The organism is Paraburkholderia sp. XV, from assembly GCF_020177535.1.
GTDB lineage: Bacteria > Pseudomonadota > Gammaproteobacteria > Burkholderiales > Burkholderiaceae > Paraburkholderia > Paraburkholderia caribensis.
The window spans coordinates 1-12,930 of sequence record NZ_JAGUUD010000169.1 but is presented as its reverse complement, the minus strand read 5'-3'; the positions used below and the strand labels follow the sequence as shown (position 1 = coordinate 12,930).

At 63.2% G+C, this 12,930-nt stretch carries 11 protein-coding genes; 7 read left to right on the top strand and 4 right to left on the bottom strand.

The genetic code is table 11. The annotated features are described in order from the left end of the window. Positions 1–144: 144 nt before the first annotated feature. The 4 genes from KFO72_RS38960 to KFO72_RS38945 form a co-directional block, all read right to left on the bottom strand. Positions 145–375 (bottom strand): sulfurtransferase TusA family protein, encoded by a 231-nt coding sequence (locus KFO72_RS38960; protein WP_035537843.1) that lies wholly within the window; start codon positions 373–375, stop codon positions 145–147. Positions 376–503: 128 nt separating this feature from the next. After that, complete coding sequence (locus KFO72_RS38955; RefSeq protein WP_225034303.1) at positions 504–1,523, bottom strand: Gfo/Idh/MocA family oxidoreductase; 1,020 nt, start codon at positions 1,521–1,523, stop codon at positions 504–506. After that, a complete protein-coding gene (gene iolG / locus KFO72_RS38950; protein ID WP_225034302.1) occupies positions 1,523–2,542 on the bottom strand; it encodes an inositol 2-dehydrogenase in 1,020 nt (339 codons plus the stop codon). Before iolG ends, KFO72_RS38955 begins: the two co-directional genes overlap by 1 nt. Next, on the bottom strand, positions 2,535–3,416 hold the full coding sequence (locus KFO72_RS38945) for a MurR/RpiR family transcriptional regulator (protein WP_035990317.1): 882 nt from the start codon (positions 3,414–3,416) through the stop codon (positions 2,535–2,537). Before KFO72_RS38945 ends, iolG begins: the two co-directional genes overlap by 8 nt. Before the next feature lie 293 nt (positions 3,417–3,709). Here KFO72_RS38945 and KFO72_RS38940 point away from each other — a divergent pair, with 293 nt between their 5' ends. The 7 genes from KFO72_RS38940 to iolB all read left to right on the top strand — a co-directional run bounded on the left by KFO72_RS38940 (position 3,710) and on the right by iolB (position 12,732). Continuing rightward, positions 3,710–4,765 carry a sugar ABC transporter substrate-binding protein gene (locus KFO72_RS38940; RefSeq protein ID WP_054934261.1) on the top strand — a complete coding sequence of 352 codons (1,056 nt, stop codon included), beginning with the start codon at positions 3,710–3,712 and terminating at the stop codon, positions 4,763–4,765. A gap of 194 nt (positions 4,766–4,959) precedes the next feature. Further along, on the top strand, positions 4,960–6,126 hold the full coding sequence (locus KFO72_RS38935) for an ABC transporter permease (RefSeq protein ID WP_054934265.1): 1,167 nt from the start codon (positions 4,960–4,962) through the stop codon (positions 6,124–6,126). Between the two features lie 13 nt (positions 6,127–6,139). Continuing rightward, entirely contained in the window at positions 6,140–6,943 is an 804-nt protein-coding gene (locus tag KFO72_RS38930; RefSeq protein ID WP_054934264.1) for an ATP-binding cassette domain-containing protein, read from the top strand. A 99-nt stretch (positions 6,944–7,042) separates the two neighbouring features. Next, the gene (locus KFO72_RS38925; protein ID WP_224100417.1) at positions 7,043–9,055 is read left to right on the top strand and encodes a bifunctional 5-dehydro-2-deoxygluconokinase/5-dehydro-2-deoxyphosphogluconate aldolase; all 2,013 of its coding nucleotides are present in this window, start codon (positions 7,043–7,045) and stop codon (positions 9,053–9,055) included. Beyond that, positions 9,052–10,998, top strand: a complete 1,947-nt coding sequence (gene iolD / locus KFO72_RS38920; protein ID WP_225034301.1) for a 3D-(3,5/4)-trihydroxycyclohexane-1,2-dione acylhydrolase (decyclizing) — start codon at positions 9,052–9,054, stop codon at positions 10,996–10,998. Before KFO72_RS38925 ends, iolD begins: the two co-directional genes overlap by 4 nt. Before the next feature lie 10 nt (positions 10,999–11,008). Next, positions 11,009–11,929: a myo-inosose-2 dehydratase gene (gene iolE / locus KFO72_RS38915; RefSeq protein WP_060601589.1), complete on the top strand. Its 921-nt coding sequence runs from the start codon at positions 11,009–11,011 to the stop codon at positions 11,927–11,929. After that, positions 11,926–12,732 carry a 5-deoxy-glucuronate isomerase gene (gene iolB / locus KFO72_RS38910; RefSeq protein ID WP_225034300.1) on the top strand — a complete coding sequence of 269 codons (807 nt, stop codon included), beginning with the start codon at positions 11,926–11,928 and terminating at the stop codon, positions 12,730–12,732. Before iolE ends, iolB begins: the two co-directional genes overlap by 4 nt. The last annotated feature ends 198 nt before the right edge of the window (positions 12,733–12,930 follow it).

Below are 12,930 nucleotides of genomic sequence, written 5' to 3'. Positions count from 1 at the left end.
AGTAGGTGCCGCCCCGCACAGGGGCGACGCGTGAAGCACGCTAACGTAACGCGGACGCCGGCGAAAAGGCAAACGCACAGGCGGGACGCGTGAAGCAAGACAACAAAGCGCCGCAGGCAAAAAGGCAAAAAGCCAAAAAAACCCCTACCGCCTCCGCATTAAAAACACAAAAACCTTATCCGACGTAGTCGTCACCTCAACAATCTCATTCCCAGTCTGCTTAGAAAACGCAGCAAAATCCCGCTGCGAGCCGGGATCGGTAGCCAGCACCTTAAGAATCTGACCACTTTCCATATCAGCCAGCGCCTTCTTGGCGCGCAGAATGGGCAGCGGACAGTTCAGACCGCGCGCATCCACTTCCTTGTGAATCTGAATTTCCATCGGAGTCGACCTTCGTGAGGTGGCGCTCGTGCTCGATTTACGGCGCTCATGCAGAAGCGCCAAATTTTAACGCAAGCGCCACATCCACGCCCGAGCCGTACAGAAGACCCGGGCACCCACCCTTAAAGATCGACCGCCCGCCCACTCGTCAGCGACTCGCGCAACGCATACCCAATCCGCGTCGCTTCCATCGCATCGCCCAGCGTGGCGCCACTTTGCCGCCCTTCCCGGACAGCCGCGACGAACGCCTGCGCCTCGCACAAAAACGCATCCTCGAAACGGTCGAAGAACGTCGGCGTGCACTCGTTGCGAATCCCGCTCGCATCCGCGATTTCGACACGGTTCGCGCGCGGATTGCGCCCGATATACAGCGCCCCCGCCGTCCCGATCACCTCGCTGCCCGTATCGTTGCCGTGCGCCAGCGTGCGCGACGCGTAAAACATCGCCATGCGCCCGCCTTCGAACTCGCAGATCGCCACGCCATTGTCGACGTCGCCGAACTCGCGCAAGCCCTCGTGCAACGCGACCACGCCGCTCGCATACACCCGCGTCGCCTTCGGCATGCCGAGCAGCCAGCGCGCGACATCGATGTCGTGCACCGTGCAGTCGAGAAAGATCCCGCCCGACGTCGGCGCAAAGCGCACGAAAAATCCTTTGGGATCGTTCTGGTCACACGTCTGCGAGCGCACCATGAACGGCCGGCCAATCGCGCCCGCCTCGATTTTCTCGAACGCGTTGCGATAGCTCGGATCGAAACGGCGCATGAAGCCGATCGTCGCCTGCAATTGCGGATGGCGCTGCGCCTCCGCGATCACGCGCTCGCACTCGGCCAGATCGAGCGACAGCGGCTTCTCGCAAAACACATGCTTGCCCGCACGCAGCGCATCGATAATCTGCTGCGCGTGCAGCGCCGACGGCGTGACGAGCCACACGGCATCCACCTCGCGGTCTTCGAGCAGCGCGCGATAGTCGTCGTAAAGACGCGGCGCCGGCAGCGCGGCGCGCGCCCACGCACGCTCCTCCTCGACGGGGCTACACGCGGCCACCAGCGCCGCGCCCGGCACGCGATACGCGAGATTCTCCGCATGCCGCTTGCCGAGCCTCCCCAGCCCCACCACACCGATACGCAGCGGGCCGCCCATCACACTGCCTCGTGCAGCTTGACCGCGCGCCCTTCGCGCCACGAACGCGTCGCGGCTTCGGCGAGTTCAAGCGCCTTCAGGCCGTCGGCGACCGTCGTGCGCACCGGCTTGCCTTGCGTGACGGCATCGAAGAAATGCGCGATTTCGAGCGCATACGCAGCACGATAGCGTTCGAGGAAGAAATGCTCGGGCACGTCGCTGGAAACGGCTGTCTTCGAGTACGCGGTGACTTCCGTCGGACGCACGTTGCCCGCCTGCAGCATGCCCTCGCTGCCGAGCAGTTCGAAACGCTGGTCGTAACCGTACGCAGCGCGCCGCGACGTGTTGATCTGGCACAAACGCCCGCGCTTCGTGCGGATCGTCACGGCCGCGCAATCGATATCGCCCGCATCGGCGATCGCCGGATCGGTCAGACAACTGCCTGTCGCATGCAGCGTGTCCGCTTCGTCGTCGAGGATCCAGCGGAAAATGTCGAAGTCGTGGATCAGCATGTCCTTGAAGATCCCGCCCGAGTGCTTGATGTACTCGACAGGCGGCGCGCCCGGATCGCGGCTCGTCACGACGAGCATTTCCGGCGTGCCGATCTCGCCCGCATCGATGCGCGCCTTCAGCGCAGCAAAAGTCGGATCGAAGCGCCGCTGAAAGCCGATCATGCACACGACGCCCGCTTTCGCGACGGCATCGGCGCACGCACGCGCGCGTTCCAGCGTCAGATCGACAGGCTTCTCGCAGAACACATGCTTCTTCTGCGCCGCCGATTGCAGGATCAGGTCGGCGTGCGTGTCGGTGCTCGAACAGATCACGGTCGCGCCCACCGCCGCGTCGCCCATCGCGCCGTCGATATCCGCAACCTGCGCGCCGTATTGCGCCGCGAGCGCCGCCGCTGCATCGCGGTTCACATCGACCACGTACTTGAGCCGCACACCCGGCTGCCGCGCAAGGTTGGACGCATGAATCTTGCCGATGCGCCCTGCGCCGAACACCGCTACGTCGATTGTCTTGCCTGCCACATCAGTCATCGTATCCTCCAGTGTCTGTCGACTCTTCTACGTTCAATTCCAGCTTGTACGCGAGCGCGATGAACAGCGCCTGGCACAGGCAGATCGTGCTGGTCAGCGAGCGGAATGCAAACGCGCTGCCCTCTTTCACATACAGCTGCGTGCTCGCATAACGCGCGAGCGGCGACAGCTGGCTATCCGTAATGACGAGCGTCTTTGCCTGATGATGATGCGCGACGCGCAGGCAATGCTGCGTCTCCTTACCGTACGGCGCGAAGCTGATCGCAATCACGACGTCGCCCTTCTTCACGCTGCGAATCTGCTCGCGGTACATCCCGCCGAAGCCCGACACGAGATGCACGCGCTTGGGCGTGTGCTGCAACGCGTAGACGATGTAGCTCGCAACCGGAAACGAACGCCGCACACCGATCACATAGATGTTGTCGGCGTGCTGCAGCATCTTCACGGCGGCGTCGAACTGCGCGTCGTCGAGCGAGCCTTCCAGTTCGTCGAGTCCATCGCGGCATGCCGCCACGAATTCGCGCGCGACGCTGCCTCCCGACAGCCGCCCTGGCTTTTCGTCGATCAGCTTGCGGATGCGCTGCTGATAGCTCTGCGACGACGCGCCCTGCGTCGTGTAAGCCTGACGAAACACGGCCTGGAGATCGGAGAAACCCGAGAAGCCAAAACGCTGCGCGAAGCGCACCACGGCCGACGGATGCACGCCGCAACTCGCCGCGATGTCGCTGGTGCGATCCACCATCACGCTCGATCGATGCTGCTCCAGATAGGTCGCCACGCTCTTCAACTGACGTGGCAACGATTCGTAGTTTTCCGCGATGCGCTGCATCAATTCTTCGACGCTCGGCAACTCTTCTGTGCTGTCTTCCGCCATGGTCTTTACCTCTCTGCTTCCGTGTACTTTTTTGCAGCGCAAAATCCCGTCCCGCAAGGCTGACAGGGGACGGCAATGCACTGTCCCGACGTTGCGGAGTATAGGCACAACCGAAAGCAAATGGAATGGATTTTCCATTTTTCTTTGACATGAAATTTTCATTGCAAGTCTCGAAAAGTTGGCCTAATCTTGGTCCTGAGCGATGACGCAACTGCGGACGTAACACCGAACCGGCATCACCTCGCAAAGCGTCAGACGCTCCCCTCAAATACGAACAGACAAAGGTGGAGACAATGAGACTTTGCAATGGCAAGGCTTCGTTCAAGGTTCTGGCAGCAGCGCTGACCCTGGCCGCAGGCATCGGCGCCATGACGGCGGCGTCGACGGCGCAGGCCGCGGACGCGAAGTTCGTGCTGATCAGCCACGCGCCGGATTCGGATTCGTGGTGGAACACGATCAAGAATGCGATCAAGCAGGCCGACGAGGATTTCAACGTCGAGACCGACTACCGCAATCCGCCTAACGGCGACCTCGCCGACATGTCGCGCCTGATCGAACAGGCCGCGGCGCGCAACTACGACGGCGTGATTGTCACCATCGCCGACTTCGACGTGCTGAAGAGTTCGCTCGGCAAGGTCACGGGCAAGAAGATCCCGCTCGTCACGATCAATTCCGGCACGGAAGAACAGAGCGCGCAGCTCGGCGCGATCATGCATATCGGCCAGCCCGAATACGTGGCAGGCAAGGCGGCGGGCGAAAAGGCCAAGGCCGCGGGCGTGAAGTCGTTCCTGTGCGTGAACCACTTCGCGACCAACGTGGTGTCGTTCGAACGCTGCCGCGGCTTTGCCGATGCGCTCGGCGTGAACTACAAGACCTCCACCATCGACTCCGGCCAGGACCCGACGGAGATCCAGTCGAAGGTGAGCGCCTATCTGCGCAACCATCCGAACACGGGTGCCGTTCTGACGCTCGGCCCGACGCCCGCCTCGGCGACCATCAAGGCCGTGCAGCAGATGGGCCTCGCGGGCAAGATCTACTTCGCCACGTTCGACTTCTCGGACGACATCGCGAAAGGCATCCAGGACGGCACGATCCAGTTCGCCATCGATCAGCAGCCGTATCTGCAAGGCTATATCGCCGTCGCCGTGCTGGCGATCGTGAAGAAGGAACACACGACCGATCCGACGAAGATCCGGCAGATCCTGCAGGCCAATCCGAAGTTCAAGGAACGTCTGCAAACTTACGGCCTCGAGCCGTCGTATGGGCCGAAGAACATCCGTTCCGGTCCGGGTTTCATCACGAAGGCGAATATCGACAAGGTCATCAAGTACGCGGGCCAGTACCGCTAACGGCCTTTCCTCTAGCCAGCCATACGCGGTACCGGGCGCGCCAGCACAGCGCGACCCCGGCGGCCCTTTGCACGCTTTCCGGTGCAGATGCAGCCGCCATCGTCGGGCGACCCGACCGCGTCGTTTAACGGCTCTCTGCGCCTCTCGCCACTCGCACGAGTGAAACGCGCAGCAAAGCCGACATAGGAGACATCATGGGCGTAGCCGGCAAACACTATCCATCGCATGGTCACGACGCGACGGGCAATGAAGCGCAACCTCCCCAGCCGGCAGCGGCAAGCGACGAGCGCATCAGAAAGGAATCGTTCTTCGGGCATCTGCTGAACCGCCCCGAGTTTGCCGCGATCTCCGGCACGGTGCTCGTATTCCTCGTGTTCGCCCTCACGGCCGGCAGCTCGGGCATGTTCAACCTCGACGGCGTGATGAACTGGTCACAGGTCTCCGCCTATCTCGGCATCCTCGCCGTCGGCGCGTGCCTGCTGATGATCGCGGGCGAGTTCGATCTGTCGATCGGTTCGATGATCGGCTTCGCGGGCATGATGGTCGCAATTCCGTCCGTCTACTTCCACTGGCCGATCTGGGCGTCGATCATTTTCGCGTTCGCCGGATCAATGGCGCTTGGCGCACTGAACGGCTATCTGGTGATGCGCACGCGCCTGCCGTCGTTCATCGTGACGCTCGCGTTCCTGTTCATCCTGCGAGGCCTGACGCTCGCGCTGTCGATCATGGTCGCGGACCGCACGATCATCTCCGGCGTCGGCGATCTCGCCCAGTCCGATGCCGTGACCAACTTCCTGTTCCATGGCGTGGCGCTGCGTGGACTGTTCACGAGTCTCGCGCACATGGGCATCGGCTCGCTGCTCGAAAACGGCCAGCCGCTCGTGCCGGGCATTCCGAAAGTCGTGCTGTGGTGGTTCGCACTTGCGGCAATCGGTGCGTTCGTACTGGCGAAGACGCGCTACGGCAACTGGGTCCTCGCGGTCGGTGGCGATGCCAACGCTGCGAAGAACGTCGGCGTGCCCGTGCGCCGCGTGAAGATCTCGCTGTTCGTGCTGACCGCGTTCTGCTCGTGCCTGTTCGCCGTGCTGCAAGTGTGCGACATCGGTTCCGCCGCTGCCGACCGTGGCCTGCAAAAGGAATTCGAGGCGATCATCGCCGCGGTGATTGGCGGCACGCTGTTGACGGGCGGGTATGGATCGGTGGTGGGCGCGTGCTTCGGCGCGCTGATCTTCGGTGTGGTGCAGATCGGCATCACCTATACGAATGTCAGTTCGGACTGGTTCCGCGTGTTCCTCGGCGTGATGCTGCTGATCGCGGTGCTGTTCAACCACTATGTGCGCCGTCGCGTCGCGCAATCGTAATCGGGAGACGACCATGTCCGACACTCTCAGCCAAGACGACGTCATCCTGTCGCTCGAAAACGTCAGCAAGTATTTCGGCAAGGTAATCGCGCTCTCGGGCGTCACGCTGCGCCTGCGGCGCGGCGAAGTGCACTGCCTGCTGGGCGACAACGGCGCGGGCAAATCGACGCTCATCAAGACGCTCGCGGGCGTGCATCAGCCCTCTGCTGGCGACTATCTCGTGGACGGCAAGAAAGTGCTGTTCGAATCGCCGAGCGATGCGCTCGATATGGGCATCGCGACCGTGTACCAGGATCTCGCGCTGGTGCCGCTGCTGTCCGTGGCGCGCAACTTCTTCATGGGACGCGAGCCGCAGAAGAAGCTGTTTGGTCTCGTCAACGTGATGGACCTCGACACGAGCGCGCGCATCGCACGCGACAAGCTCGCCGAAATGGGCATCAACGTGCGCGACCCGCATCAGCCGATCGGCACGATGTCGGGCGGCGAACGGCAGTGTCTCGCGATTGCACGCGCCATTCACTTCGGTGCCCGCGTGCTGATTCTCGACGAACCGACGGCCGCGCTCGGCGTGAAGCAGAGCTTCAACGTTCTGAAGCTGATTCACAAGGCGCGCGCGAAGGGCATCTCCGTGATCTTCATCACGCACAACGTGCATCACGCGTATCCGATCGGCGATTCGTTCACGCTGCTCAACCGGGGCAAGTCGATGGGCACGTACACGAAAGAAACCATTACGAAGGACGAAGTGCTCGACATGATGGCGGGCGGCGCCGAAATGCAGAAGATGATCGGCGAACTCGAAGGCGCGACGATTTGATCATCTGTCGACCAGAGTCGGCGCTTTAGCGCCCTACTCTGGTCCCATGCACAGCCCGGATCTCGCACGCATCTGTGCCAGCACACTCAGGACACACTCATGGCTCTTACCAATCAACCCACGCCCCAGAACGCGAGCCGCTTCGCAGCGGGCCGCAGCCGCGACATCGTCTGTCTGGGCCGGCTCGCCGTCGATCTGTACGCGCAGCAGGTCGGCTCGCGCCTCGAAGACGTCGCGAGCTTCGCGAAGTATCTGGGCGGCTCGTCGGCGAACATCGCGTTCGGCTGCGCGCGGCTCGGCCTGAATGCATCGATGCTCGCGCGTGTCGGCAACGACCACATGGGCCGCTTCCTCACCGAGACGCTGACGAAGGAAGGCTGCGACGTCAGCCATGTGCGCACCGACCACGAACGGCTGACCGCGCTCGTGCTGCTCGGCCTGAAAGACCGCGACACGTTCCCGCTGATTTTCTATCGCGAGAACTGCGCGGACATGGCCGTCGACGAATCAGATTTCGACGAGGCCTACATTGCGTCGTCGAAAGCGCTGCTGATCACGGGCACGCACTTCTCGACGGAACAGGTGAACCGCGCGAGCCGCCGCGCGCTGGACTATGCGCGCAGCAACGACGTGCGCACCGTGCTCGACATCGACTATCGCCCGGTGCTGTGGGGACTCACCGGCAAAGCCGACGGCGAAACGCGCTTCGTCGCGAACGACAGCGTGAGCGCCCACCTTCAAGGCATCCTGCCCCTCTTCGATCTCGTGATCGGCACTGAAGAAGAGTTTCGGATCGCGGGCGGCAAGGACTCGCTGATCGAGTGCCTCAGGGAAGTCCGCAAGGTGACGCCCGCGACGCTCGTCGTGAAGCGCGGGCCGCTCGGCTGCCAGATCTTCGACGGCGACGTGCCCGCTTCCATCGACGATGCGCCCATACAAGGCGGCGTCGAAGTCGAAGTGCTGAACGTGCTCGGCGCGGGCGATGCATTCGCTTCCGGCTTCCTGTCGGGCTGGCTGCGCGATGAGCCGCTCGAAGCCTGCGCGCGCGCGGCGAACGCGAGCGGCGCGCTGGTCGTGTCGCGTCACGGCTGCGCACCCGCGATGCCGACGCCCGCCGAACTCGATTACTTCCTGCGGGAAGCGAAAGCGGACCCGGCGCGCATGCGCCGCCCCGATCGCGACGCGACGCTCGCACGCCTGCATCGCGTGACGCCTGCACGCAAGACCTACGACGAAGTGCTCGGTTTCGCCTTCGATCACCGCAACCAGTTCTTCGAACTCGCGCAGCAGACAGGCGCGGACCTGTCGCGCATTTCGAAGCTGAAGAGCCTGTTCGTCGAAGCCGTCGCGCAAACGGAAGCAGCGCTCGGCTTGCAAGGCAAGACCGCGGTGCTGATCGACGACCGTTACGGCCAGGACGCGCTCAACGCGGCGACGGGCCGTGGCTGGTGGATCGGCAGGCCGGTCGAATTGCCGGGCTCCGTGCCGCTCGTCTTCGATCATGGGCGCTCGATCGGCACGACGCTCGCGAGCTGGCCGCGCGAGCACGTGGTGAAGTGCCTCGTCCAGTTTCATCCCGATGAGCCGATCGAACAGCGCATCGAACAGGAAGCGCAACTGCGCGCGCTCTACGATGCCGTGCAGGAATCCGGCCACGAACTGCTGCTCGAAGTGATTCCGCCGAAGAGCTTGCCCGCAGGCCCGGATATCGTCTATCGCGCGTTGAAGCGGCTCTACAACATCGGTATCTATCCGGAATGGTGGAAGCTCGAACCGATGGAAGCATCGCAGTGGCAAGCCGTCGATGCGTTGATCCAGGAACGCGATCCGTACTGCCGCGGCGTCGTGCTGCTCGGCTTGTCGGCCCCGGTCGAGCAGATGATCGAAGGCTTCCGTGCCGCTGCGCAATCGAAGGCCTGCAAGGGCTTCACCGTCGGCCGCACGATCCATTACGAGGCGAGCCAGGCATGGCTCGCGGGCCAGATCGACGACGACGAAGTGATCGCGCGGGTGCGCCGCACGTTCGAAACGCTGATCCGCTCGTGGCGCGAAAGCCGTGGTACAGCGCATGCGGCGGGCTCGCATACCATCCGTCAGGAGCAGGCAGCATGAACCAACGTGCGTTGCATCACGATGTGACGACCTCGTCTGAAACGGCGGCGCAGGTATCGGCGGACGGCACCATCCGTCTGACGGCCGCGCAGGCCGTGGTCCGCTATCTCGCCGCGCAACGCGTCGAAACGGAAGACGGCACGGGCACCGAGCCGCTCTTCGGCGGCGTGTTCGCGATTTTCGGGCACGGCAATGTCGCGGGCCTCGGCGAGGCGCTCTATCAGTATCGAAACGAACTGCCGACTTATCGCGCGCACAACGAACAGGCGATGGCGCACAGCGCGATCGCGTTCGCGAAGGCGCACTTCCGGCGGCGGATGATGGCCGTCACGACCTCGATCGGTCCCGGCGCGACGAACCTCGTCACGGCGGCGGCGCTTGCGCATGTGAACCGCTTGCCCGTGTTGCTGCTGCCCGGCGACGTTTTTGTATCCCGCGCGCCGGACCCGGTGTTGCAGCAGGTCGAAGACTTCCACGACGGCGGCATTTCCGCCAACGACGCGTTCAAGCCCGTGTCGCGCTACTTCGACCGCATCGTGCATCCGGCGCAACTGCTCAACGCCTTGCCGCGCGCGATTCGCGTGCTGACGGATGCCGCGCTGTGCGGTCCTGTCACGCTGGCGATGCCGCAAGACGTGCAGGCCGCCGCGTACGACTACCCGGCCGGTTTCTTCGCACCGCGCGTGGTGAAGCTGCATGCGCCCGCGCCCGTCGAGCATGAACTCGATGAAGCGCTGGCGATGCTGCGCAACGCGAAGCAGCCGATGATCGTCGCCGGCGGCGGCGTGCTCTATGGCCGCGCGACGGATGCATTGAAAGCGTTCGCGACGCGATACGGCATTCCCGTTGCGGAGACGCAGGCGGGCAAGAGCGCGCTCGCGTGGGACGATCCGTTGAATCTCGGCTCGCTCGGCGTGACGGGATCGCCCGGCGCAAATGACATCGCCCACGACGCCGATTGCGTGCTCGCGGTCGGCACGCGTCTGCAGGACTTCACGACGGGCTCGAATACGCTCTTCACGCAGGCGCAGGTGATCGGCATCAACGCGAATGCGTTCGACGCCATCAAGCATCGCGGCTGCATCGTGCAGGCCGATGCGCGGCTCGCGCTCGATGCGTTGTCGTCGCGCCTGGAAGGCTGGCGGGCGGATGCGGCGTGGACCTCGCGTGCGCAGCAGCGCGCAGGCGAATGGCGCGACATCGTGCAGAAGCTCACGCACGCACCGCAAGACGTGGCAGGCAAGCGCGTCCTTCCCTACGACGCCGACGTGATCGGCGCGGTGCAGCGATCGAGCACGCGCTCCACGACGGACGACATCGTGGTCTGCGCGGCGGGCACGCTGCCCGCCGAACTGCACAAGCTATGGCGCGCCGGACGTCCGGGTGCCTATCACGTCGAGTACGGCTATTCGTGCATGGGCTACGAGATCGCGGGCGGACTCGGCACCAAGCTTGCGCGGCCCGAGCGCGAAGTGATCGTGATGGTCGGCGACGGCAGCTATCTGATGATGAACAGCGAGATCGCCACCTCCGTGATGCTGGGCGCGAAGCTGATCGTCGTCGTGCTCGACAATCGCGGCTATGGCTGCATCAACCGCTTGCAGCAGGCCTGCGGCGGCGCGCCGTTCAACAACATGTTCGACGACTGCGTGCAAGGCGCGCCTGGTGCGCCGCATATCGACTTCGCTGCGCACGCGCGCGCGATGGGTGCGCAGGCCGAGCACGTTGCGAACGTGCAGGAACTCGAAGCGGCGATGCAGCGCGCTCGCGCTGCGGACCGCACGTACCTGGTCTGCATCGACACCGACGCCGCGCGCACCACGGACGAAGGCGGCTGGTGGTGGGAAGTCGCCGTGCCGGAGGTGTCGCAGCGCGAAGGCGTGCGCAAGGCGCGCGCCGATTACGAAGCGCATATCAGCGCGCGTGGCAAAGACAACGAGTGAGGAAGCGCACATGAGTCAGTTCGAAGTACGCATCGGCATCAATCCGCTGTCGTGGATGAACGACGATCTGCCGTCCCTCGGCGGCGAGACGCCGCTCGACGTCGCGCTCACGGAAGGACGCGAGATCGGTTATCAGGGGTTCGAGCTTGGCAACAAGTTTCCGCGCGAGCCCGAGGCGTTGAAGGCGCTGTTCAAACAGTATGATTTGTCGCTCGTGTCCGGGTGGTATTCGGGGCGGCTCGCGGATTTCAGCCGCAGCATCGAGGACGAGTGCAAGGCCGCCGATTCGCATCTGGAGCTGCTCGCGAAGAACGGCGCGACGGTGATGGTCTACGGGGAAGTGCACAACACGATTCAGGGCTCGCCGTTGCCGCTTTATCAAAGGCCGCGCTTTTTCACCGATGTGCAATGGAGCACGTACGCAAGACGCCTAAATGAGTTTGCGCGCTATACGTTGAGCAAGGGCGTGCGCGTCGCGTATCACCATCACATGGGTGCGTATGTCGAAACGCCCGCCGACGTCGACCGCCTGATGGCGTTGACTAGCGACGACGTCGGCCTGCTGTTCGACGCGGGACACATTACGTTTGCGGGCGGCGACGCGCTGGCGGTGCTCAACCGGCATGTCGGCCGTGTGTGTCACGTGCATTGCAAGGATGTGCGCCCTGCCGTGATGAAGCTCGCGCGCAATCGCAACTGGAGCTTTCTCGACGCGGTGATTGCGGGCGCGTTCACGGTGCCCGGCGACGGCGCCGTCGATTTTTCCGCGATCATCGATACGTTGAAGCGTCACGGTTATCGCGGCTGGCTGGTGGTCGAGGCGGAGCAGGACCCGGCCGTCGCGCCGTCGTATGCTTATGCGCAGAAGGGTTATCGCACGCTGCGCACGCTCGTCGATGCGCCGCTCGATGTCGCACAGGAGGCAGCATGAGTTTGCTCGTGAAGGCGCAGCGCGAAGGCCAGACGATCGCGCGCGTGACGCCCGAATCAGCGGGCTGGAAATATGTTGGCTTCGCCGCTTACCGGATGGAAGCGAACGAGGTCGTGCACGTGCTGGAAGCGTCGCGCGAAGTGTGTATTGTCGTGATGGCGGGTGCCGTCGATATCGAAACGGATGCGCAGACGTGGACGGGGCTTGGCTCGCGTGACAGCGTGTTCGAGGACAGCGCGCCTGTGGCGGTTTATTTGCCGCCTGGTGTGCGGACGACTGTTCGTGCCAATCGGCGCGCGGAGGTGGGTGTGGCCAGTGCGCCTGCCAGGGGAGAGTATCCTGCGCGGCTGATCGAGTCTTCTCAGATGAAGCGGTCCGTGCGCGGCAAGGGCGCGAATACGCGGTATGTTTGCGATATTCTTCCGCAGACTGAGCCTGCTGAGTCGCTGCTGGTTGTCGAGGTGCGCACACCGGGTGGGCATTCGTCCAGCTATCCGCCGCATAAGCACGATACCAACAATATTCCTGCGGAAAGCTTTCTTGAAGAGACTTATTATCATCGGCTTAGTCCGCCGCAAGGGTTTGCGTTTCAACGCGTGTATACCGATGAGCGGGATATCGATGAGTCTCTCGCGGTTGAGGATCACGATGTCGTGATGGTGCCGCGTGGGTATCATCCTGTCGTCGTGCCTTATGGGTATGACTCTTATTATCTTAATGTCATGGCTGGGCCTACACGTACGTGGCATTTCAAGAATGATCCCCGGCATGAGTGGATTGTTGAGCGGGATTCGAAGGGGTGATTTTTTGTCTTTGACTTTTGTCTTTGACTTTTGTCTTTGACTTTTGTCTTTGACACTTGGGCGTGGATTGCTTTGCTTTTGCTGTGCGCTGGCTTACGCGCTATGCCTTCGTGCTTCATGCGTCAAGGTTTGGTGTTTTAGCCTTTGCGCTGGCATCCGCGATTCGTTAGCTCGCTTCACGCGTCGCCCCTGTGCGGG